Source organism: Enterococcus sp. DIV0240d, from assembly GCF_051711245.1.
Taxonomy (GTDB): domain Bacteria; phylum Bacillota; class Bacilli; order Lactobacillales; family Enterococcaceae; genus Enterococcus_D; species Enterococcus_D casseliflavus.
Genome location: NZ_JBIOMG010000001.1, coordinates 755,672 through 778,020 on the forward strand (window position 1 = coordinate 755,672; position 22,349 = coordinate 778,020).

The following is a 22,349-nucleotide window of genomic DNA, read 5'->3' on the forward strand; positions in this document are numbered from 1 at the left end:
GTATGAAGTGGATTAATTCGTTATTTATCCTGGGTCTACTTATGGGGTTGACTGCTTGTTCTCCAAATGAAGCAACGCAGACGCAAGCATTTTCCCAAAGCAGCGAAAAGCAATTAAAAGAACGAGCGCTTTGTTATTCTGACGAAGATTTTTCGCAAGGTGTCGTCCCGTTGCATGAATTCGTGAAGCTATCTGGCACCATCGTAAAGAGTGATGCGAAAACAGCAGACATTGAGAAAGGGGATCGATTTATTCTAGAAACAGCAGCTGGACAGTACCAAGTATTCAATGAACAAAGTCAACAACTGAAACTGCAAGATGTGGTGACGGTCTACGGAGAATATTATGGTTTTATTAAAGCGACATTGATTGAAAGGAAGGATGCGGATGCAATCACAGAAGCTGCAGCAATTGAAAAAGAATAAATTTGAAAGTTATGAAGATGTAGCAGCCGGCTTCAAAACGATCATGGATCAACTCAAACCCGCTTTTGCAAGCAGTCGTCCCGGTCATTTGGCTTTAGGCAGCCATGGGACTGTCTATGAGAAAGAGGTACAGGAACTTGAAGCGTTCTTGCGACCGCTTTGGGGACTCGCGCCTTATCTAACCCAGCAAGAAGATTCATTCATGGAAACCTATCTCTCAGGAATTATTGCGGGTACAGATCCAGAGAGTCGCAATTATTGGGGTGTTGTGGAAGACTTCGACCAACGAATCGTGGAAATGGCTTCGCTAAGTACCTTTTTACTATTAAACAAGGAAAAAACGTGGGATGTTTTATCCCAACGCCAAAAAGATAATCTCCATGCGTGGCTGATCCAAGTCAATCAACGAGAAATTCCCGCAAACAATTGGCATTTCTTTCGGGTTCTAGTCAATGTAGCCATGAAGCGTTGTGGCAGCAGCTTTTCCCAAGAAAAGATCGATGCTGACTTGGCATTGATCGAGACCTTTTATTTAGGGGAAGGATGGTACTGTGACGGAGTAGCCACTCAAATCGATTACTATGTATCTTTTGCGATCCACTACTATAGTCTTCTGTACTGTCGATTTGTCCCTGAGGATCTTGAAAGGGAAAGGAAGTTCAAACAACGAGCCACCGAGTTTGCTCAAACCTTCAAGCATTGGTTTGCAGCAGGTGGAGCTGCCGTTCCTTTTGGTCGAAGTTTGACGTATCGCTTTGCGCAAGTTTCTTTCTTCAGCGCATTGGTTTTTGCGGATGTTGAAGCATTGCCATGGGGAGAGATCAAAGGGTTGATCAGTCGTCACCTGCATCAGTGGATGCAGCAAGACATTTTTACTTCCGAAGGGATACTGACGGTCGGCTATTCGTACCAGAATCTGATCTTTGCCGAAGGCTACAATGCACCAGGTTCACCTTATTGGGCGTTAAAAACCTTTCTTTTGTTAGCGGTACCAAAGGAGCATCCCTATTGGCAAGCCACCCCGACGCCATTAGTGATCACTGAAAGAACACTGGCTCATCCCATCAGTAAGAACTTTTATCAACACAATCAAGACTTGACGGATGCCTTGATGTTTCCTGCAGGACAATGTATCAACTATCAAAGTCATGCCAGCAGCAAGTATAGCAAATTTGTCTACTCAACGACGTTTGGCAATAGCGTGCCCAAGAGCAATTATTGGTTTTATGAAGGAAATTATGACAACACATTGGCTTTATCAGAAGATGACCATTACTTTCGCACTAAAGGATTGGATCGCCAGTATCAGCTTTTACCTGATCGGATCATTCATGAATGGAATCCATGGGAAGACGTCCAGATAAAAACAACAATCATTCCACTGATAGGCAGTCACCTTCGCATTCATGAGATCAATTCTCAGCGCGCCCTTTCTTTCTATGAGGGTGGGTTTTCATCACCGAAAGAGGCAACTGCCATCACTGAAAAAACCACAAGCAGCGCTGCGGTACGAACATCGATCGGCTATTCGAAAATCGAGGCAATCGCTGGCTATGAAACGAGCGATGTCTTACGAACGGAGCCAAATACGAACCTCTTGTATCCTGCAACGTGGCTGCCGTATTTAACTGCTCAACGACAAGCGGGAAAGCACCTGTTCGTTTCCCTCATCACCGGCTTGCTTCCACAAGAACAAGAACAAGCAGTGACCGTCGAAGTGACAACAAACAACATTACGATCAATCAATCCGGACATATGATCCAGGTTGAGCGAATAGGAGGAAAAAATGGAAACCAGCTATGACGTACAGCTATCACAATGGGTAGCCGAGCAAATCGACTTCACCGTTAATCAAGTAAGAAAGAATACTAAGACCTTTGACACGTTGGTCCCACCGGCAGCAAGTGAACAGCTTGTCTATCGACCAGAAGCCAACCATGATTGGACGGCGAGTTTTTGGACTGGCATGTTGTTTTTGAGTAAAGAACTGACGGGATCAACAGAATTTGATGAAACCATCGAAAAACAACTGCACTCTTTCCAAGAACGATTGGACCAAAGAATTGGACTAGAAACCCATGATATCGGGTTTTTGTATAGTTTGACTGCGATTGCCGACTATCGAGTGAACGGACTGGAATCTTCGAAAAAACTCGCGATTGCCGCCGCCGATCTATTGATGGCCCGTTACTCACCCAAAGCCCAGATCATTCAAGCGTGGGGCAATCTCGATGATCCGCAACAACGGGGGCGCATCATTATTGATTGCTTGATGAATTTGCCGCTATTGTATTTTGCTTCCCAAATGACGGGGGATGAATCCTACAAACAAGCAGCCTATGCTCATGCCAAGCAGACCCAGAAATACATCGTGCGAGACAACGCCACGACGTATCACACCTATTACTTCGACGTTGAAACTGGAGCGGCGATCGGCGGCAATACCCAACAAGGCTATGCCGATGATTCCTGCTGGGCGAGAGGGCAAGCGTGGGGAATCTACGGATTTACGCTGAGTTACCTTTACACCGGTGATACCAGTTTCTTGAAGACTGCTCAAGACCTTGCGGATTACTTTATTGCGGAATTACCGGCGGACAAGGTCAGTTATTGGGATTTAGTGTTTAATGATGGTAGTCAGGAAGAAAGGGATAGTTCGGCCGCCGCCATCGCAGTCTGTGGCTTGCTAGAACTGGCGAAACATTTACCGATCACGCAGCCAAACCAAGCCGCCTATCAGGAAAACGCCTTGGCGATCTTGGCGTCGTTAGCCCAAAACTATACAACGATCGACCATCCCGAATCAAACGGACTTTTGATGCATGGGGTTTATGACAAGAATTCCCTCAAAGGGGTCGATGAATGCATGATCTGGGGCGATTATTATTATATGGAAGCGCTGATGCGGGTGTCACAAAGTTGGTATTCCTATTGGTAGTTTTAGGGGCGACCCTTTAAAAAAATGTTTAATGGAGGAATGAACATGCACTTTTTGAAAAAAGGTTTATTAGCAGCAACGATGTTTGGGACAATCGCAGCCTTGGCAGCGTGTGGAGGCGGAGCGACAGATGATTCCGCTGCTTCTGAAGATGGCGACATCAAATTGACCGTAACCACTTGGAATTACGATACGACACCTGAATTCGAAAAACTATTCCGTGCCTTTGAAGAAGCGAATCCGGGCATTACCGTTGAACCTGTCGATATTGCTTCAGATGATTATGATACCAAACTGACGACGATGCTCTCTTCAGGAGATACGACAGATATTTTGACCATGAAAAATTTACTTTCTTACTCTAATTATGCGTTGCGGGACCAATTGGTGGATCTCACCGACCATATCGGATCATTGGATATTGCCCCAGCGCAAGAAAGCTATGACATGTATGACGTAGAAGGCAAAACCTATGCACAACCGTATCGGACGGATTTTTGGGTCTTGTATTATAACAAAAAATGTTCGATGAGGCAGGCTTAGACTACCCATCAAACATCACCTGGGACGAATATGAGGAGCTTGCCAAGCAGCTAACAAAACCAGACGAACAAATTTATGGTGCGTATCAACACACGTGGCGTTCCACTACCCAAGCGATTGCAGCTGCCCAAAATGGCGCCAACTTGATCGATCCTCAATACGACTACTTGGAAACGTACTATGATCGTGCATTGCGGATGCAAGACGAAAAAGCGCAAATGGACTTTGGGACAGCAAAATCAACGAAAGTTACGTATCAATCACAATTTGAAAATGAAAAAGCAGCCATGATGTACATGGGAACTTGGTATATGGGAGCGTTGATGACCAATATCGACGATGGCAAGACAGATGTTGAGTGGGGCATTGCGGAAATGCCGCAAAATGAAAAAGGGGAAGTAACGACATTTGGTTCTCCAACTGCTTTTGCCATCAATAAAAATTCAAAACATCAAGAAGCTGCTCAAAAATTCTTAGACTTTTGTTCTGGTGAAGAAGGCGCCAAAGTATTAGCAGAAGTCGGTGTCGTTCCTTCGTATAAGACTGACGCCATTGATGAACTTTACTTCTCCCGTGAAGGCATGCCCGCCGATGAAGTATCGAAAAAAGCCTTCAATCCAGAAACCGTCGCGATCGAGTTTCCTGTCGATGAAAATGGACCAGCGATCGACAAAATCTTGCAAGAAGAACATGACTTGATTCTTGTAGGGGATGAAACACCAAAAGAAGGCATTGCGAATATGGAAAAAAGGGTGAAATCTGAAACCGAATAGTCCTAACGAGAGAAGGGACTTGGGCAAAAAAGTTCCTTCTCTTTATTAATGAAAGGGGGCCTGCTGGCAAGCAGCAGGAGACAAATATGGAAATAACTTCAAAATCAAAAGCAGCCAATAAGTTGAAACGCAAAAATACGCTAACCGCGCTGTCTTTTATTGCACCGAACTTTATCGGCTTTTTCTTATTTACCTTAGTGCCCGTTGTGTTCTCATTGATTCTGGCTTTCATGGAATGGGATTCCTTTCGTTCACCTGAATTTGTGGGAATGAAAAATTTCAGCAAAATGCTAGGGGACGACACCTTTTGGATCTCGTTAAAGAACACCTTTCTCTATACGATTGGCGTCGTTCCATTGACGTTAGTATGTTCCTTAGGCTTAGCGATTTTATTGAATAAAAAAGTACGTGGAATGAAGTTTTTCCGTACTGCCTTCTTCTTTCCTTATGTCACCTCGTTAGTTGCGATCGCTGTCGTGTGGAACATGTTGTTTCACCCAACGATGGGACCAATCAATCAGTTTTTGAAATTTTTTATTGAAAATCCTCCTGGTTGGACCTCCAGCTCTGATTGGGCTTTGACGGCGATCATCATAGTCAGCGTCTGGCGTGGCATGGGGTATTACATGATCTTAAACTTGGCAGGGTTACAAAGTGTGCTAAAGGAATTGTATGAAGCGGCTTCGATCGATGGCGCCAACAAGTGGCAGCAGTTTCGCAACGTGACTTTGCCGTCCTTACGACCCACGACCTTCTTTGTTTCGATCATGCTGGTCATCAACTGTTTCAAGATCTTCGATTTGGTCCAAGTCATGACTGCCGGCGGACCCGGTCGAGCCACCAATGTCTTGGTGTATCAAATTTACAACGAAGCGTTTGTGAAATTTAATTTTGGTTACGCATCTGCGATCGCCATGGTCTTGTTTGTGATCGTTTTGGGCATCACGGTGATCCAGTTTAAGTGGAACCAAAGACAAGAACGGGTGTAAGGAGGGAGTACAGATGGAAAATACACTGAGTAAAAAGAATGTTCAAGCCAAACCAAAACAAAAAGCCAAGCTGTCGGTCGGCAGTGTCTCCTTGATTCTTTTATTAACATTTCTCGCGTTAGTGACACTGATCCCGTTTCTTTGGATGATCTCTGCTTCTTTTAAGACCAATAACGATGTTTTTAGCGTACCGATCCAATGGATTCCAAAAAGTTGGCACCCAGAAAACTATACGGTGATCTGGGATCGCATTCCTTTGCTGACTTTTTTCAAGAACACAGCTTTTTTGAGCATCATCATTACCTTGATCCAATTGTTTACCTCTAGCTTTGCGGCCTATGGGTTTTCGAAGATGCATTTCAAAGGACGCGACCTGTTGTTTCTGACATACATCGGTACGATTGCGATTCCTTGGCAATCCTATATGATTCCTCAGTTCATCATGATGCGCCAGTTCGGGCTGACAGACACGCTTTGGTCTTTGGTCCTCTTACAAGCCTTCAGTGCCTTTGGCGTCTTTTTGTTGAAACAATACTATAGTAGTATTCCTGATTCATTGTGTGAAAGTGCGCGGATCGACGGCTTGAGTGAGTGGGGGATCTATCGAAAAATCATTCTACCACTGACGAAGCCCGCTTTAGCGAGTCTGACCATCATCACCTTCGTCAATACGTGGAACGATTATATGGGACCATTTATCTACCTCTCCTCAACCGAAAACAAAACCATTCAGTTAGGCTTGAAAATGTTTGTCGGCTTATATGATGCCGAGTACGCCCTGATCATGGCAGCATCTGTGGTCTCCATTTTGCCAGTGGCGATCGTCTTTTTTAGCAATGCAAAAATACTTCGTAGAAGGAATCGCTACTTCGGGAATGAAAAATTGAGGTGATCAATCATGTTTACCAAACCTACCTTTGAAAACAATCTTTACATGCGGATCTTCCGCTGGCTATATATTGGCTTTGCCCTGAATATCAGTTTTTGGGTCGTGAATACACCCTACACCCTCACGTCAATGTTCTTGGCAGTCGATCCTAGAAACCTCCTTTGGTTTGCATTGGCACTCTTGCTGATTGGGCCAAGCATGATCAGCCTCCTGGCTGCGATCGATCGCTTTGCAGAACACAAAGACATCGATCCAGTAAAAGATTTCTGCTACTTTTTACGAACCTTTGCCGTGCGCGGGTTTCTCTATTGGCTCATCGGCTGGCTGGGAAGTGTCATTGCGATCGTGGATATTCTGTTTGCGGTTCAATTTGAAAGTGGCAAATGGCTCGTTCCTTTCTTTCTTTTGTTAGGGATGCTTTCCATAGCTCTAAGTATCAACGCTTGGTACTTCCAAGTGCGTAATCCAAAAGCCGCTAAGAAAGATGTCCTGCGTACCGCACTTTTCTTCACTTTGAAAAAATGGCCTGTTAGTTTGTTAGCAACCTTTTTGTTTGTTGCCGTTTTTGTCGCCTTGATTTTGAAGCCGCAATTTGGCTTTACTCTTTTTCCAGTCCTTTTTTTCGGACTCCTTTATTTAAACTTACGGAAATTTCAGATAAAATAGAAAGAAAGTCGTCTACGAATAAAGGAGACGACTTTTTTTAGGAGAAAGGGGGGCTTGAAGATGGCAGAAACAGTCACACTTCAACCGATTACGGAAGAAATGATTGCTGAACTTTGGTCGATCAGCTATGGGCCTAAGGCAGATTTAGAATGGAAAAAATGGGACGGACCGTATTTCCAAGACCCCGTGTTGACGTGGGAAGAATTTCGAACGGGGTTTGGTGCTAGCTGCATCGACAACCCGTTACGTAAAGCGATCAGCTATCAAGGTAGAATCGTAGGGATCGCGACCGCTTATTGGGAAGACAATACCTTGCAGCAGTGGTTGGAATTCGGGATAGCCATCTATGATGCTTCCCTTTGGAATCAAGGCATTGGCAGCCAAGCAATTCGCCAGTGGATCAATGAGTTGTTTGAATCACAGACTCATATCCAGCGTGTCGGTTATACCACGTGGTCGGGCAATCACCGCATGATGAAACTAGGAGAAAAGCTAGGGATGACCAAAGAAGCCCAGATCCGCAAAGTCCGTTTCTGGGAAGGCACCTATTATGATTCCATCAAGTATGGCATCTTGCGAGAAGAATGGGCACAGCAGAAGTGAAGGTAGGGGATGCGAGATTTTTTCGTGTCCTCTTTTGTTGTTGATGATTTATCAGATGCATTTTGCGTATAGTAAAGTACCTAGTAAAAAAGGGGGCTGATCTCCTAGCTGTATTTTGTAATTACAGTAATTACGTGGTGAAATAGACTATATATGTTATGAAGGAAAGGTGATTGTTTTGGATACAGTGAAAACAAGAAAGCAAGGAAATGCGGTAATGGTCACGCTAGCAAGTAAGTTTGAGATTCCTGCTGGTAAGACCTACTTTATCAGCAAAGAAAACGATGGTACGATTTCCTTGATTCCTAAGATCGATGATTATTTTTTAGCTGCGAAAGAGAAAGAATTTGTTGATGCAGAAGATATGCTAGCTGCTGATTTTATTGTTGAAGGCAGGCAGCTTGATGAATAGGCTCGAACAAGGGACTCTTGTATTTATTGATTTTGATCCCTCGAAAAGGAGTGAAATCAAAAAGCGCAGGCCTGCTTTAGTCATCAGCAGGGATGAGTACAGTTACACCTCAAATTTGATCATTGTTTGTCCAATAACGAGTACAGATAGGAAGCGTCCTTACTTTGTCGATATTCAACACGATAAATTGAAACCTGGGAGTAAAGTAAATACAAAGCAAGTTTATACGCTAGATTATTCCGAGCGTGACGGTAGAAAGATTGAAATATTAGGGAAACTATCAAAAAAAGAACTGATTAATGTTGCACAGCATTTTATGATGAACTTTAATTTTCCATTATAGTTAAAAAAACAGCAGGATGGAAAAAGTGAAGGACCCTCACAAAAAACGAGTGAGGGTCCTTCACTTTGATTTCCTAAGAATACAAGGTTTCAACAATAGAGAAAAGAAGATAGTGGAAAGATAAAAGTAAAATTTCAAAAATAGTCGACTTTCTGAACAATAACCATGTACTATCTCTATGTAATACTTTATAATAATTCCAATGTACAGATTAGAAATATTTTAAAAAAGTCGGGAATAGCGTTTGAAGTTCATTCTCAATTAGTCTAAAATAGTGAGAAAGAAAAGATACTGGAGGGAAAGAAATGTCAGTTTTAGAAATTAAAAATCTACACGTCCAAATCGAAGATAAAAAGATCTTAAAAGGCGTTGACTTAGTGTTAAAAACTGGAGAGATCCATGCCATCATGGGACCAAACGGTACAGGGAAATCAACCTTGTCCGCTGCCATCATGGGTAACCCGAATTATGAAGTGACAGAAGGGGAAATTTTGTTCGACGGCGAAAATGTCTTGGAAATGGAAGTGGATGAGCGGGCTCGTTTAGGTCTGTTCTTGGCGATGCAATACCCAAGTGAAATTCCAGGCATCACCAATGCGGAATTTATGCGGGCAGCGATCAATGCCAAACGTGACGAAGACGACAAAATCTCTGTCATGGATTTCTTGAAAAAATTAGATGAAAAAATGGATTTATTGAATATGCCAGAAGAAATGGCGGAACGCTATTTGAATGAAGGCTTCTCTGGTGGAGAAAAGAAACGAAATGAAATCTTACAATTGTTGATGCTAGATCCAACCTTTGCGATTTTGGATGAGATCGACTCTGGTCTAGATATTGATGCCTTGAAAGTCGTAGCAAAAGGCGTCAATGAAATGCGCGGCGAAGGCTTTGGCGCTTTGATCATCACCCATTACCAACGTCTGTTAAACTACATCACACCAGACGTGGTTCATATCATGATGGAAGGCCGCGTCGTGATGACCGGTTCGGCAGATTTAGCCAAACGCCTAGAAGCAGAAGGCTATGCTGGGATCAGTAAAGAGTTAGGGATCGACTACAAAGAAGAAGAAGCGTAAGGAGGCAAGGTAAATGGCAAAATTACAGGATTATCTTGAACAAGTCAACGTTTTTTCAGCGTTAAAAGAAGAGCCTGAATGGATGTTGGAATTACGCCAAGCAGCCCTTGCGAAAGTGGATGAACTTGCGTTTCCAAAAATCGAGCGGGTGCGTTACGAGCGTTGGCCATTGTTCAATATCGACGAACAAGCACTTGCTGGTGAGTACGCTTTGCCAGAAGAAGAAGTGGCAGGCGCAGTTCCCGCCTTTGACGCGATGGATAACCATCCGACTCTCGTTCAGTTTGATGACACCACCATCTTTGAGCAATTACCGCAAGAGCTGATTGACAAAGGCGTGATCTTCACCGACTTGTTTACAGCAATGAAAGAAGTACCAGAGTTGGTCAATCAATACTACATGACCAAAGCAGTACCAATGGATGAAGACAAAATGACCGCAGCACATGCGGCGTTTATGAATAGCGGCATGTTCTTGTATGTACCAAAAAACGTGGTGATCGAAGAACCCCTTGAAGCGATTTTCTATCACAATGGCAATAGTCAAGCGCATTTCTTCAAACACATTTTGATCGTTGCTGATGAGCACAGTGAGTTCAGCTACTTGGAACGTTTCCAAACCAAAGGCGACCAAGCGAAAAAACTGTCTGGTAATATCGTAGTGGAAGTGATCGCCAAAGCAGGTGCGAAGGTCAAATTCTCTGCGATTGATCAGTTAGGTGTCAACATCACTACGTACATGAATCGTCGCGGCTACGTATTACGAGATGCGATGGTAGATTGGGCAATTGGAGTCATGAATGACGGCGACGTCGTGGCGGACTTTGATTCTGATCTTGTAGGCGAAGGCGCGCATTCGGAAGTCAAAGCGGTCGCAATCAGTGCTGGGCGTCAAACACAAGGAATCGACACTCGCGTCACCAACAAAGCACCGCATTCCATTGGCCATATCCTGCAACACGGCGTCATTAGAGAACGCGGCGTCTTAACCTTTAACGGTATCGGACACATTTTAAAAGGAGCAAAAGGGGCGGACGCGCAACAAGAAAGTCGGGTCTTGATGCTTTCTGACCAAGCCCGTGGGGATGCCAACCCAATCCTTTTGATCGACGAGCACGAAGTAACCGCCGGACACGCAGCCAGTGTGGGACGGGTCGATCCAGAAGAAATGTACTACTTGATGAGTCGTGGGCTGCGCAAAGCAGAAGCGGAACGTTTGGTGATTCGTGGTTTCTTAGGCTCCGTCTTGACCGCGATCCCAGTCAAAGAAGTGCAACAAGAATTGGTTGCCGTTATCGAAGGGAAGTTACTCGCATGATCGATGCCCAAAAAGTGAAACAAGCGTTTCCCATCTTGGATCAGCTCGTAAATGACGAACCATTGATCTACCTCGACAATGCCGCCACTACACAAAAACCAGAGGCGGTGCTGCAGGCGATCACCGATTATTACCATCAAGACAATGCCAACGTTCATCGTGGGGTCCATACCCTCGCAGAACGGGCGACCCATTCCTATGAAGGCGCACGGGAAAAAGTGCGCCGCTTTATCCATGCGAATGAAACGGCGGAAGTGCTGTTTACCCGAGGGACGACCACTGGTTTAAATTGGGTCTCCCGCAGCTACGGCGACCGTTTTGTCAATGAAGGCGATGAAATCGTGATTTCCTATATGGAACATCATTCCAATATCATCCCTTGGCAACAATTAGCAGCCCGAAAAAAAGCTACCTTGAAATATATCCAGCTGACGCCAGAAGGCACCTTGGACATGGAAGATGCCAAGAAACAGATCACAGAAAAAACCGCTATCGTTTCGATCGCTCATGTTTCCAATGTTTTAGGCGTGATCAATCCGATTGCGGAGCTAACCAAATTGGCGCATCAGCACCAAGCCGTCATGGTGGTGGATGGTGCTCAGGCTGTTCCACATATGGCAGTTGATGTCCAAGCACTGGATTGTGATTTCTATGCCTTTTCTGGCCATAAAATGTGCGGACCAACTGGCATCGGTGTCTTATACGGCAAGCGGCAATGGCTGGATCAGATGGAGCCCGTCGAATTTGGCGGGGAAATGATCGATTTTGTCCATCTGCAAGAAAGCACGTGGAAAGAACTGCCGTGGAAATTTGAAGCTGGTACACCAAATATTGCCGGTGCGATCGGTTTAGGTGCAGCGGTGGATTACTTAACAGAAACCGGCTTAGAAAACATCCACGCCCATGAAGCAGACTTAGCTGCTTACGTTTTGCCAAAACTGCAAGCCATTGAAGGCTTGACCATCTATGGCCCCCAAGAAGCAGCAAAACGCACGGGAGTGATCGCCTTTAATCTAGCTGGCATCCATCCTCATGATGTTGCCACCGCTTTAGACATGGAAGGCATCGCGGTACGGGCAGGTCATCATTGTGCCCAACCCCTCTTGACCTATTTGCAAGTCCCAGCGACTGCACGGGCCAGCTTTTACCTGTATAATACAAGAGAGGACGCCGATCGACTGGTTGACGCCATCAAGCTGACGAAGGAGTTTTTCCAACATGGCACTAACGAAATTAGATAATTTGTATCGACAAGTCATTCTGGATCATTCCAGCCACCCACATCATCGAGGCACCTTGGATGATTCAACGTACAAAGTCGAATTGAATAACCCTACCTGTGGCGACGTGATCCACTTGGAGCTCGCTGTCGAAGGAGACACCATCAAAGACATCGCGTTTACTGGCGAAGGCTGTTCCATCAGTACCGCCAGTGCATCCATGATGGGGGATGCGATTATCGGTAAGACACTAGCAGAAGCTGGTGAGCTATCAGGCTTGTTTTCTGAACTCGTCCAAGGAAACGACATTCCCCAAAGCGATCGCTTAGGCGATGCTTCCATGCTTGGGGGGGTGGCGAAGTTTCCTGCACGCATCAAGTGTGCGACTTTAGCTTGGAAAGCATTAGAAAAAGCCATTGCTGCCGACAGTACACAAGCATCTGTCAGTCACAGCCACGCCAATGAATCTGACACTGAAGAAACCAGCGAATAGACAACCGCACTACAAAAGGAGTGAGAACCATGGGTGTACCCGAATTAGAAGAATATAAATTTGGCTTCCACGATGACGTGCAGCCTGTTTTTAGTACCGGCGAAGGATTGACCGAAGACATCGTCCGTGAAATCTCACGGGTCAAGCAAGAGCCAGAATGGATGCTTGAGTTCCGCTTGAAGTCTCTTGAAGCCTTCAACAAGATGCCCATGCAAAACTGGGGCCCAGACCTGTCTGACATCGATTTTGATGCCATCAAATATTACCAAAAACCAAGTGATCGTCCTGCCCGTGATTGGGATGACGTACCAGAAAAAATCAAAGAGACCTTTGAACGCATTGGTATTCCAGAAGCCGAGCGGGCATACCTGGCTGGCGCTTCTGCTCAATACGAATCAGAAGTCGTTTATCACAACATGAAAGAAGAGTTTGAAAAACTTGGCATCGTCTTTACCGATACCGATTCAGCCTTGAAGGAATACCCTGAGCTGTTCAAACAATACTTTTCAAAATTAGTCCCACCAACCGATAACAAGCTTGCTGCTTTAAACTCAGCCGTTTGGTCAGGTGGTACCTTTATCTATGTACCAAAAGGCGTTCGTGTCGATGTGCCATTACAAACCTATTTCCGAATCAATGCCGAAAATACCGGTCAGTTCGAACGCACATTGATCATCGTTGACGAAGGTGCCAGCGTCCATTACGTCGAAGGCTGTACCGCCCCAACCTATTCAAGCAATAGTTTGCACGCAGCCATCGTTGAAATTTTTACCCTAAAAGACGCTTACTGCCGCTACACCACCATTCAAAACTGGTCAGACAACGTCTACAACCTAGTAACCAAACGGGCAAAAGCCTTAGAAGGTGCTACCCTTGAATGGATCGATGGCAACTTAGGTGCAAAAACAACCATGAAATACCCAAGTGTGTATCTTGATGGCAAAGGCGCACGGGGCACGATGCTTTCCATTGCCTTTGCAGGTGCCAACCAAATCCAAGATACTGGTGCAAAAATGATCCATAACGCACCAAATACCTCCAGCTCCATCGTCTCAAAATCAATTTCTAAAGACGGCGGTGCAGTAAACTACCGTGGACAAGTCACCTTCGGCAAGAAGAGCGCAGGCTCTATCTCCCATATCGAGTGTGACACTATCATCATGGATGACCTATCGAAATCCGATACCATCCCATTCAATGAGATCCATAACAGCCAAGTGTCCCTAGAACACGAAGCCAAAGTCTCCAAAATCTCAGAAGAACAACTGTACTACCTAATGAGCCGCGGCCTCTCCGAAAGCGAAGCAACCGAAATGATCGTCATGGGATTCGTCGAACCATTCACCAAAGAATTACCGATGGAATACGCAGTCGAATTGAACCGGTTGATTAGTTATGAGATGGAAGGCAGTGTAGGTTAAAACCTAACCATAGGCTAAGAACGTTGATATTATAGCGTTCTTGGCTTTTTATTTGCCTTCAATCTCATAAATACTATCCGAAAAACTATCTATTTGTCAGAAACCTAAATAGTTTGCTAACTTCTGACTGGTGTTTTCTGCTTGTTGCGGTGTAACGTGGCTATAAATGTTCATGGTTGTTTTTACGTCTTTATGACCTAAGCGCTTCTGAACCTCATTAATCGTTGCGCCAGCTTCAAACATAAGCGAACAAGCAGTATGTCGGAAACCATGAGGACTTATTCTTTTTAGAATTAAGCCTTCTTTTTCTGCTTTGTCATAAATCCAATCAAGCCAATCGTTTACTACTTGTGGATAATATAAATCATTACTCATATTACTAAACATGAGTTGTTTTGCTTTTGACGTATTAAATCCGAGTTTGAAGTAATCTTCTTTTTGAATACTGAACCATTTTTGTAAAATTCGTATCGTTTCATCATCTAAGCTGATGGTGCGGTATGAATTTTTTGTTTTTGGTGTCTGTAAAACAACCTGATCGTATTCATCAATGGCTATCGTTTTACCCATTGTTAGTGTCTTGTTGAATATGTTCAAGTCTTTAATATACAGCCCTAACGCTTCTGATTTACGCATGCCAGTAATAGCAAGCAAACGGAAGAACGCATAGTATTTATAGTTATCAAGTGTTTTAACGAATGTCATAAACTCGTGTAATTCATCTTTACTGTAAAAGTTAGGTTTCTTTTCCTCTTCTTTTTTGCGTGGAAGAATCGTCTTTTTCATGGGGTTACTTTCCATTAATTCCATGGATACGCCATAATTCATGACCTGAGCAGTAGCACGTCTTATATAGTGATATTGCTTGTATTTGTCGTGCCATTCGTTCACACATTTTTGACAAAAAGAAACGGTTATTTGGTCTAGTTTTAACTTGCCGAATTTTGGCAATACATGACCTTCAATAAACCGTCTATTGGTGGCTACTGTAGAAGATTTAACGCTTTTTCGGTGTTGTTCCAACCAATCGTCATACAGCTCTTGGAATGTGATTGTACGTTTCTTTTTAGAGCCTTTTAGAATGCTTGCTTTCAATTTATCAAACTCAAGCCTTGCTTCTGCTTTGGTGTCAAAACCTTTACGAGTGGTGACAATCTTTTTTTCTGTAACAGGATCAGTAGCAACATATCCACTGAATAACCATTTTCTTTTATTGTTTTTATCTTTATATTGTTCAAATTTTCCCAATATTATTCCCTCCTGGTACTGCTGGGGGCAAGTGGTGGAAGGGATTAAGGGATTTTTATGTTTTCTGGAATTTGTTTGACACGCAATTTATTACTATAATTTTTACTTCCCATATCTTGACGGGTAGACCTAAAAATGTCGAAATTTATATGAACGCCGCTGCCTCTTTTTTTCTTATCGATTTGAGCGACAGCTGCCATCCTTTTTTTACTATGGACTACAACAATGTCAAAGAGCAAAATATCAGATAACTTCGATTCGACACCATCTATAGAGTTGTACAATTCAAGCCAATCATAAAAAACAGCTTCAAGAATATTCGCAATAGCCCCAACTGTTAGTTTGTCAAAAAATGAGTCAATATCTTTTGTCTCAAATGTATTTCCTTGGCTGTCGGAACGGTAAAAAGCCACCATAAGAATAGCAATCTCATCATATTCGTTAAACGTTGGCACAATAACGAAATTAAATTTTTCCCCGGTTTTTTCTTCTTCGATTAAGACACCCTCAAAAGTAATATAATCGGAAGGTTTGTATTCTATAAAATGATCTTTGCGATTTTTTAAATTCATTTTTTCAATTTTAGATATTTCTTCTTTGTTAAAACTCGGTCTGAATGCAAAAATGTTTTCGCTAGATTTTTCACCTATTAAATCAGACAAGTTCACGTCAAGATACTTCATTAATTTTTCTAAAGTTTCAAATTGCGCTCCTTTGGATTCATTGTTATACATTGCCGTCAAAGCTGGTCTAGAAATATTAGCTTCAGATGAAACTTTGTTAATAGTTAAACCTTTTTTATCCATGATTTTGTCGAGTTTAAAATAAAGCATGTAATCCTCCTTTGTGCATATATAGTTTACACTTTAAGTTTAAATTGAATATTTGATTGACACATATTTGTTTTTAGTTTAACATGTACATATAGATTACAACATACGACTGTATATGTAAACTATATATTTTGTCTTGGGGGTGAATGATAATGAAATTAGAAGTAGATTTAAGCCCGACTATCGAGCAACAACTAACAAAAGTTGCTAGTCGTGTATGGGCGGAAACAATGCAGCGTGAAGTTGAGAAACGGACTTTTCCAGAATGGATGGACTTAAAAACAACCTGTAAATATTTGCAAATATCGCGATCCAATTTATCTAAGTTTATCAAAGAATTGGATTTTCCAGTTTCTACAATCAGTCAGACGAAGCGTTGTAATCGGAAAAAGGTTGATGAATGGATGGCGCAATTTGAAATTTAATTAGTTGCTGGGGGCAAGTGAAAGCAAGTCAATCAAATGGTAGTCTCAAATGGTTTGATATAGGAGGAATAACAATGGGAATCACACAAAATCAAGCAATCGAGAAATCTTTAAGCGAGGTTATTTCAGAAGAAGCAGCAAAAGAGTTGGCAAATATTGAGGGGCAAAATTTAACTGATGTTTATAATTCCTTGCACGAACAAATGGAGTGTCAAGGATTGGTACCTGAAGAGCCAACGGTTACCTCTGTTGTGAAAAGTTTGAACGAACTTGCAACCGCAGAAATAGAGGGAAACCTAACCCTGAATGAGTATCAAGATATTTTATATCGTGAAATTGATTTGTTGGCTATGTTGTTAGGTATTGACTTGGAGTAAAAAACTATGGGTGGAGAAAAGAAAAAAGCCTTTGCTGTAGAATTCTTTGGCGAGAATCAGCAAATGGCTATACGTAGGTACTATACCTATATTTCTTTTCTCTATTATATCAATAATTGGATTGGAGATAAAGAAAAATGAACAGAAAATTAAAATTAATCATTGCGCTATGTGTCACTGTGTCAGCACTTCCTTCGATGGTGAAGGCACTCATTGCGCTACCGATCGTTGCAGCACTTGTAATCGAATTTGATGAATACGATTATAAAAACAAATTTGGAGGCATGGAATAATGGATATTTTAAAATCGGATGTACTTAAAACATTAGATTCTTTTAGTTTGGAAGATATTCAGCAAGCTATTGAAGAAGTGAACACGCAAAAAGGACGTGTGTGGTTTGGAAAAAGTTGCGATAACCTTCAGCAAGTTTTATATATTTTAGCAGAAAACGCCGAAAAAAAATTACTTGATAAAGAAGTCCATGATTTAAAACAAGCGCTAGTTGATAAATATAAAAAAAATATGGACCATGCTTGCGCTAGTGCTAAGGTTTACAATATTTGGGGCTTTTACCAAAACAAAGGCAAAGGGCAAGTTTTTGTAAGGGATGCGTTGTTAAAAGAACTATATGGGGAAGTGACACAATGATTTATATAGGTAAAGTGCGGCCATCCATTATGGAACCACCAATTGATAAAAGCATTATTCAATTCTTTTCAGAATATACACCGATTAAAGTCAATGTTTCTGATGATCCTGAAGAGCAGAAGAAATTAAAAACGATTGTAATTGATGGGTTCATAGCTGGTGAAATGAAGGCTTTGATACGAAAAAATGAAAATTTAATCAATCGAGATTGCCTAATTTTAGATTTAGATGATGTGACCGTATCTGAAATTGATTTGATAGCTGCCATCAAACAAAAACTAGCCAAGTTTGCTTATGTTCTTTATCCAAGTGTTAGTCATGGGTTAAAAGGCGTACGCTATCGGTTAGTTATTCCACTGGATAAACCAGTGAATGAACAAGAGTACAAGCTACTGATTTACTTTTTTTCAAATAAAATACTGGATGGCATTATCCACAATGCGGATCAGTCAAACCTTACCTGGTCGCAAATACAGTTACTACCAGTGTTGACACAATATTCTAAGCAAGAACAAATTATTGTCCATGGCGGAGAAAAATTATTTCCCATATCTGATGGCTTAGATGCCGCAAAACGTTGGCTGAAAGACTACAAGCAAGACACAGGAGGCGTAACTTCAAGAAAATTGTACAAAAACACAAGCCAATTCAAAAAAGGCGGATCAAGATATAGGAATACAACTACTGAACTTTTCGAAAGCATTGTGTGCGGATGTGAAGAGGGAAATCGCAATAATCGCATTGCACAAATCACAGGGGGATTGTTGGCAAGAGCAGTAGATGTAAAGGCAGTATTCGAATTAGTTAAAGTCGCCAATCAATATTTTACAGAACCACTATCCGAAAAAGAAGTGGAGGAAACATTCTATTCGATAGCGAAAAAGGAGTTGGGAGCCAATTGAGTGAAATTATTGAGTTACAAGAATTACAAAAAAAGAAGATTGGCGAAGAAAAGAAACTGCCTTCTTGGATTTACACAGATGAAAAAGGAAACACTAAAGTAAACGCTTCTAAGTTAGGTTATGAAATTATGAACGAGATACCAATGATCCGAACAAATGGTTTGCTCTACGGTGCGAGGTTTGATAAAAAAACAGGATCATGGCGAATTGATAGTTTAAGCGACTTTTTAGACGGTTATATCACTGACAAATTGGAATCTTTCAATAAGTGGAGCCAGCAAAAACTAGGCGAAACAAAAAAGTTCATTATGATTAAGATTTTTGACCCGACTATGAAAGAAAATCCTTTTAACAATAGCAAGCCGTATCTGGCCAATTTTAAAAACGGAACTTACAACATTAATACTGGCGAATTGAAACCGCACGATACTAAAGACTATATTCTTCAAAGCCATGATTATGTTGTAGATCCGAAATCAAATTTGAAGCCAGAGAAGGCAATCGAATGGCTGCGAGATTTGACTGGTGATGAAAAAAGCGCACAGCATTTAATGGAAATCATAGGATACTGTTTCTATCGAAGTTATGTGCCTTTTCAAACGATAACGATTTTGCAAGGGAGCGGCGAGAATGGTAAATCCACTTTCTTAGATTTTCTAACAAAAGTCATCGGTAAGGACAATACCAGCAATATGACGCTTCAAGAATTAGGGAACAAACAGAATCGTTTTGCTGGTGCCAACCTATTTCAGAAAGAAGCCAATCTGTTTGCGGATGTTGATTCCGAGTTTCTCAAGTCAACAGGATTACTCAAAGCCCTAACTGGTGGGGATCGTTTATCTGCTGAGTTTAAAGGAAAAGATCACTTTATGTTTGTGAATTTTGCGAAGTTGATATTTTCAGCGAATGAGTTGCCAGCGTTCAATGACTTCACATACGGTTTTGAGAGGCGCTTATATGTAGTTCCTTTTGATTGCGTGATAGACGAAAGCTTTAAAACTAAGCACGACTTAAATGCCATCGAGAAAGAGATTCCACTATTCGCCACCTATTGCATAAGTATGTTTAAAGAAGCGCTAGACCGCAAAGAACTGACTGTATCAGACAAGATGAATCAAGCAAAAGATAAATGGTTGAAAGAATCCAACCATATTATGAGGTTCATTGAAGAAGTGTGCGAGGTTGACATGGAATCAAGTGAGGGAGATTCTTCTAAAATGATATACGAAGAATATAGAAATTTTTGTTTCAGGGAAAACCTCAAAGAACTATCTCAACCGAAGTTTACTAAGCAACTTGAAAAAATAGGGATTTATAAAAAGAACCCAAGAGTAGAAAATCAGCGAATGAAACGTTACATTCATTTGTTTTTGAAGCAATATATTTCGATCGAAGACTGAGTGTGTCTGGAAGAAGTGAAAAATACCGAACCATCCGAACCGGTTTTGGAAAACGTTGGTATAGCAGTGTTCCGAAGTCGAACCAACCAAGGGAAAATATCGAACCAACCCGAACCAGCATTTTCGAAAAAATAAATAGGTACTTAATGGTTCGGCATGGTTCGGTTTAGGTACTTAGTGGTTCGATAATAAACAGCAGTGGAAATGTTGATAAATCAGGGTTTTGTACTAACGGTTCGGACGGTTCGGCTATATTTATCTAAGGAATACACACGCAAAGAAGATAGGAGTGAAAACACTGAAAACCAATAAAAATGAAAGAAAATACCCAATTTTAATCGCTTATGATACAGGATCACAATATGCAGTTTGGTGTCCGTATTGTTCGAAATGGCATTTTCACGGAAAGAAAGATGGAATGAGGGTGGCGCATTGCATTAACCCACACTCACCGTTTAAAAAAACTGGTTATATTATCAAGTTAGCTACAAGAAACGATTTGGATTTTAAAAGTCATAATCTCTATCCAAATGACTATCCAATGTTTGAAGAAAATTAAAAAAATGAGCGGAGGCATGTAATGGAAGAACTTACGATTATTGAACAATCGGTACTTGAATTAATTCCAAGAGGTTTTGAAAGGAAAATCAAAGTACCAGATATATGCTCTATTATTGATCTGGACGAACGAGACGTAAAAGCAGTTATTCAAATGCTGCGAGCCAAAGGAGTGCCTATTGTTTCTGTCAGAGGATACGAAGGCGGCATGTTTATCGCTACCAACGAAGCTGAACGGACTATTGGCCTTCAAGCGTTTAGAAACCAATTTAAGAGCATGGAACAAACAATCACGAATATTGAGCAAGCAGATCTAAAAAACTGGCAAGAGTCATTAAAAATTGCAGAATAAGGAGAATAATCAATGAGTATGGATAAAGTATATATTGATAAACAAACAAAAACAGTGGGTGTCGAGTTACCTAAATATGGGGAAATTATCCTGATCGTAAAAGATGGTCAAGTAGTCAGATATGAGACGAAAACAACAAATAAATTAGAGTGAAAAAAGTGTTTTAAAAGCTGATATATCAACGTTTTATAAAGATTTTATCGCTCAAATATGGTATAATAAAGACAACTTAATAATAATATCTGATTAGGAAGAACCAACGGATATGAGACGAAAAAAGCCAGTAATATGGCAGACGTCTCGTGTCCGTTTTTTATTATTAGTTGTCCTTTGAAAACTGTATACTGCGGTTGCTGAAAAAGCCGTCCTAGATGATGACAATCCCAAGCTAGACCAACGATCAAAGCCGCAACATAATAGAATACTGTTTTTTAGGAGGGAAGCATGGATAGTGAATACAATTTAAACCGCTATTTGAACATAGAGGCTTATATCAGAAAGCTGGAACAAGAAAAACGATTAATCAGGCAAGAGCTTTATTGCCAAAGCCTATGCACAGGAATTGCCTATGATGAAATTGCTATCCATGCAAAAGCTCCCAAGATTGATTATTTAGTAGCAGATAACGTAGAAGCGTGTATGCTCATTGACAAGCGGATAGAGCGGTGGAAGTTATTTTATGCACTTCTTAGATGAATTGCCTGTAGCTGAACGTGAGAGCCTTTTAAAAGGGGTTGAAAGCCCATCGTTGAAACAGAAAGCACTCGATGAAATATACGAGATAGAAACAGCTATGGCGTTCAGATATGAATGGGAAGTGCCGCAAGAAAAGGTTGAATTAACAGACGATTTGTTTTCGAATATTGCATTAATGGCGGAGGTGTTTGGATAGTGGTTTATGATTATGACATTCGCCCAAAATGGATACTCACTCAATGGAAAGCCTTTGTGGTAAATAGAAATCATTTGAAAGAGGGAAATACAGCAGGATATGCTCGTTTGCTATTTACTGCTTTAAAAGAGCTGCCAAAAGAAGATGTTTTAATTCTTTCTGAGAAGTATTACGAAACTGAACAAGGTGCCAACTTTAGTTATATGCATAACGGTTATCGAACTTATATACCTATAACAGATAAGGTATTGGCTGACCGAAGAGGAATATCTGTTCTTGAATATCGAAAAATCAGGAGCAAGTCGGAGGCGAAACTACAGGCTATTATCAATCGGCTGAGAAAAGAGTTTATCGAAATTGATGCTGACGAACTAGAGGAATACATTCTAGGCGTTGGGACTATTTATTTAAAGGATTACAAAATCATTAGCGGCAATCGCGCGGATCCAGATTCTTATATCTTTACGCAAGATAGGTCCAAAGCGAAAAGATTCAAACAGGACTCTACACAGGGTAACCAGCTAAAGATGTATCTTCGATTAAAGAAAATGGAACCTCGAGACGAGTATATAAAATTCATTGATATATGGTTTGACTGAT

28 protein-coding genes and 2 pseudogenes are annotated in these 22,349 nt (G+C 41.6%); 28 read left to right on the forward strand and 2 right to left on the reverse strand.

Going from position 1 to position 22,349, the window contains the following annotated elements; translation table 11 throughout:
• Window positions 1-2: 2 nt before the first annotated feature.
• From IGJ25_RS03530 to sufB, 15 genes and pseudogenes are all read left to right on the forward strand, one after another.
• Window positions 3-425: a hypothetical protein gene (locus IGJ25_RS03530; RefSeq protein WP_074535302.1), complete on the forward strand. Its 423-nt coding sequence runs from the start codon at window positions 3-5 to the stop codon at window positions 423-425.
• Entirely contained in the window at window positions 388-2,229 is a 1,842-nt protein-coding gene (locus IGJ25_RS03535) for a DUF2264 domain-containing protein (RefSeq protein ID WP_438779098.1), read from the forward strand. Before IGJ25_RS03530 ends, IGJ25_RS03535 begins: the two co-directional genes overlap by 38 nt.
• Entirely contained in the window at window positions 2,213-3,364 is a 1,152-nt protein-coding gene (locus tag IGJ25_RS03540; protein ID WP_081117117.1) for a glycoside hydrolase family 88 protein, read from the forward strand. The genes IGJ25_RS03535 and IGJ25_RS03540 overlap by 17 nt, the downstream gene beginning before the upstream one ends.
• Before the next feature lie 45 nt (window positions 3,365-3,409).
• Window positions 3,410-4,680, forward strand: a pseudogene (locus tag IGJ25_RS03545) (ABC transporter substrate-binding protein).
• Between the two features lie 86 nt (window positions 4,681-4,766).
• Complete coding sequence (locus IGJ25_RS03550) at window positions 4,767-5,669, forward strand: carbohydrate ABC transporter permease (protein WP_438779099.1); 903 nt, start codon at window positions 4,767-4,769, stop codon at window positions 5,667-5,669.
• 13 nt (window positions 5,670-5,682) lie between these two features.
• Window positions 5,683-6,556 (forward strand): annotated as a pseudogene (locus IGJ25_RS03555) (carbohydrate ABC transporter permease).
• Between the two features lie 11 nt (window positions 6,557-6,567).
• The gene (locus IGJ25_RS03560; RefSeq protein WP_081117114.1) at window positions 6,568-7,224 is read left to right on the forward strand and encodes a DUF624 domain-containing protein; all 657 of its coding nucleotides are present in this window, start codon (window positions 6,568-6,570) and stop codon (window positions 7,222-7,224) included.
• A gap of 60 nt (window positions 7,225-7,284) precedes the next feature.
• Complete coding sequence (locus tag IGJ25_RS03565; protein ID WP_438779100.1) at window positions 7,285-7,827, forward strand: GNAT family N-acetyltransferase; 543 nt, start codon at window positions 7,285-7,287, stop codon at window positions 7,825-7,827.
• 187 nt (window positions 7,828-8,014) lie between these two features.
• Window positions 8,015-8,239 (forward strand): type II toxin-antitoxin system PemI/MazE family antitoxin, encoded by a 225-nt coding sequence (gene mazE / locus IGJ25_RS03570; RefSeq protein ID WP_375353303.1) that lies wholly within the window; start codon window positions 8,015-8,017, stop codon window positions 8,237-8,239.
• Complete coding sequence (locus IGJ25_RS03575) at window positions 8,232-8,582, forward strand: type II toxin-antitoxin system PemK/MazF family toxin (RefSeq protein WP_081117112.1); 351 nt, start codon at window positions 8,232-8,234, stop codon at window positions 8,580-8,582. The genes mazE and IGJ25_RS03575 overlap by 8 nt, the downstream gene beginning before the upstream one ends.
• A 305-nt stretch (window positions 8,583-8,887) precedes the next feature.
• Window positions 8,888-9,661 (forward strand): Fe-S cluster assembly ATPase SufC, encoded by a 774-nt coding sequence (gene sufC, locus IGJ25_RS03580; RefSeq protein WP_005232112.1) that lies wholly within the window; start codon window positions 8,888-8,890, stop codon window positions 9,659-9,661.
• A gap of 13 nt (window positions 9,662-9,674) precedes the next feature.
• Window positions 9,675-10,979: a Fe-S cluster assembly protein SufD gene (gene sufD, locus IGJ25_RS03585; protein WP_005227369.1), complete on the forward strand. Its 1,305-nt coding sequence runs from the start codon at window positions 9,675-9,677 to the stop codon at window positions 10,977-10,979.
• Entirely contained in the window at window positions 10,976-12,220 is a 1,245-nt protein-coding gene (locus tag IGJ25_RS03590) for a cysteine desulfurase (protein WP_081117111.1), read from the forward strand. The genes sufD and IGJ25_RS03590 overlap by 4 nt, the downstream gene beginning before the upstream one ends.
• Window positions 12,198-12,692, forward strand: a complete 495-nt coding sequence (gene sufU, locus IGJ25_RS03595; protein WP_005232105.1) for a Fe-S cluster assembly sulfur transfer protein SufU — start codon at window positions 12,198-12,200, stop codon at window positions 12,690-12,692. The genes IGJ25_RS03590 and sufU overlap by 23 nt, the downstream gene beginning before the upstream one ends.
• A 29-nt stretch (window positions 12,693-12,721) precedes the next feature.
• The gene (sufB, locus tag IGJ25_RS03600; RefSeq protein WP_225000882.1) at window positions 12,722-14,113 is read left to right on the forward strand and encodes a Fe-S cluster assembly protein SufB; all 1,392 of its coding nucleotides are present in this window, start codon (window positions 12,722-12,724) and stop codon (window positions 14,111-14,113) included.
• A 96-nt stretch (window positions 14,114-14,209) separates the two neighbouring features.
• Here sufB and IGJ25_RS03605 read toward each other — a convergent pair whose 3' ends face one another.
• On the reverse strand, window positions 14,210-15,361 hold the full coding sequence (locus IGJ25_RS03605; RefSeq protein WP_438779101.1) for a tyrosine-type recombinase/integrase: 1,152 nt from the start codon (window positions 15,359-15,361) through the stop codon (window positions 14,210-14,212).
• A 44-nt stretch (window positions 15,362-15,405) separates the two neighbouring features.
• Window positions 15,406-16,194, reverse strand: a complete 789-nt coding sequence (locus IGJ25_RS03610) for a helix-turn-helix domain-containing protein (protein ID WP_208788247.1) — start codon at window positions 16,192-16,194, stop codon at window positions 15,406-15,408.
• A 152-nt stretch (window positions 16,195-16,346) separates the two neighbouring features.
• On the opposite strand from IGJ25_RS03610, the gene IGJ25_RS03615 reads away from it, so the two are divergent.
• The 13 genes from IGJ25_RS03615 to IGJ25_RS03675 all read left to right on the forward strand — a co-directional run bounded on the left by IGJ25_RS03615 (window position 16,347) and on the right by IGJ25_RS03675 (window position 22,348).
• Window positions 16,347-16,619, forward strand: coding sequence for a helix-turn-helix domain-containing protein (locus IGJ25_RS03615; RefSeq protein ID WP_225000880.1), 273 nt, complete (start codon window positions 16,347-16,349; stop codon window positions 16,617-16,619).
• Between the two features lie 74 nt (window positions 16,620-16,693).
• Entirely contained in the window at window positions 16,694-16,996 is a 303-nt protein-coding gene (locus tag IGJ25_RS03620) for a hypothetical protein (RefSeq protein WP_225000879.1), read from the forward strand.
• A gap of 6 nt (window positions 16,997-17,002) precedes the next feature.
• Window positions 17,003-17,137 carry a hypothetical protein gene (locus tag IGJ25_RS03625; protein ID WP_263637914.1) on the forward strand — a complete coding sequence of 45 codons (135 nt, stop codon included), beginning with the start codon at window positions 17,003-17,005 and terminating at the stop codon, window positions 17,135-17,137.
• On the forward strand, window positions 17,134-17,289 hold the full coding sequence (locus IGJ25_RS03630; RefSeq protein WP_179189955.1) for a hypothetical protein: 156 nt from the start codon (window positions 17,134-17,136) through the stop codon (window positions 17,287-17,289). Before IGJ25_RS03625 ends, IGJ25_RS03630 begins: the two co-directional genes overlap by 4 nt.
• Entirely contained in the window at window positions 17,289-17,645 is a 357-nt protein-coding gene (locus tag IGJ25_RS03635; RefSeq protein WP_071856508.1) for a hypothetical protein, read from the forward strand. The genes IGJ25_RS03630 and IGJ25_RS03635 overlap by 1 nt, the downstream gene beginning before the upstream one ends.
• On the forward strand, window positions 17,642-18,547 hold the full coding sequence (locus IGJ25_RS03640) for a primase alpha helix C-terminal domain-containing protein (RefSeq protein ID WP_225000878.1): 906 nt from the start codon (window positions 17,642-17,644) through the stop codon (window positions 18,545-18,547). The genes IGJ25_RS03635 and IGJ25_RS03640 overlap by 4 nt, the downstream gene beginning before the upstream one ends.
• Complete coding sequence (locus IGJ25_RS03645) at window positions 18,544-19,947, forward strand: DNA primase family protein (protein ID WP_438779102.1); 1,404 nt, start codon at window positions 18,544-18,546, stop codon at window positions 19,945-19,947. The genes IGJ25_RS03640 and IGJ25_RS03645 overlap by 4 nt, the downstream gene beginning before the upstream one ends.
• 289 nt (window positions 19,948-20,236) lie before the next feature.
• The gene (locus IGJ25_RS03650; RefSeq protein ID WP_225001454.1) at window positions 20,237-20,506 is read left to right on the forward strand and encodes a hypothetical protein; all 270 of its coding nucleotides are present in this window, start codon (window positions 20,237-20,239) and stop codon (window positions 20,504-20,506) included.
• Between the two features lie 21 nt (window positions 20,507-20,527).
• On the forward strand, window positions 20,528-20,857 hold the full coding sequence (locus IGJ25_RS03655; RefSeq protein WP_225001455.1) for a hypothetical protein: 330 nt from the start codon (window positions 20,528-20,530) through the stop codon (window positions 20,855-20,857).
• Between the two features lie 12 nt (window positions 20,858-20,869).
• Window positions 20,870-21,010 carry a hypothetical protein gene (locus tag IGJ25_RS03660; protein WP_016249869.1) on the forward strand — a complete coding sequence of 47 codons (141 nt, stop codon included), beginning with the start codon at window positions 20,870-20,872 and terminating at the stop codon, window positions 21,008-21,010.
• 291 nt (window positions 21,011-21,301) lie between these two features.
• Window positions 21,302-21,553, forward strand: coding sequence for a hypothetical protein (locus IGJ25_RS03665; protein ID WP_438779103.1), 252 nt, complete (start codon window positions 21,302-21,304; stop codon window positions 21,551-21,553).
• Window positions 21,537-21,749: a hypothetical protein gene (locus IGJ25_RS03670; protein ID WP_438779104.1), complete on the forward strand. Its 213-nt coding sequence runs from the start codon at window positions 21,537-21,539 to the stop codon at window positions 21,747-21,749. Before IGJ25_RS03665 ends, IGJ25_RS03670 begins: the two co-directional genes overlap by 17 nt.
• Entirely contained in the window at window positions 21,749-22,348 is a 600-nt protein-coding gene (locus tag IGJ25_RS03675; RefSeq protein ID WP_333718932.1) for a hypothetical protein, read from the forward strand. Before IGJ25_RS03670 ends, IGJ25_RS03675 begins: the two co-directional genes overlap by 1 nt.
• The last annotated feature ends 1 nt before the right edge of the window (window position 22,349 follow it).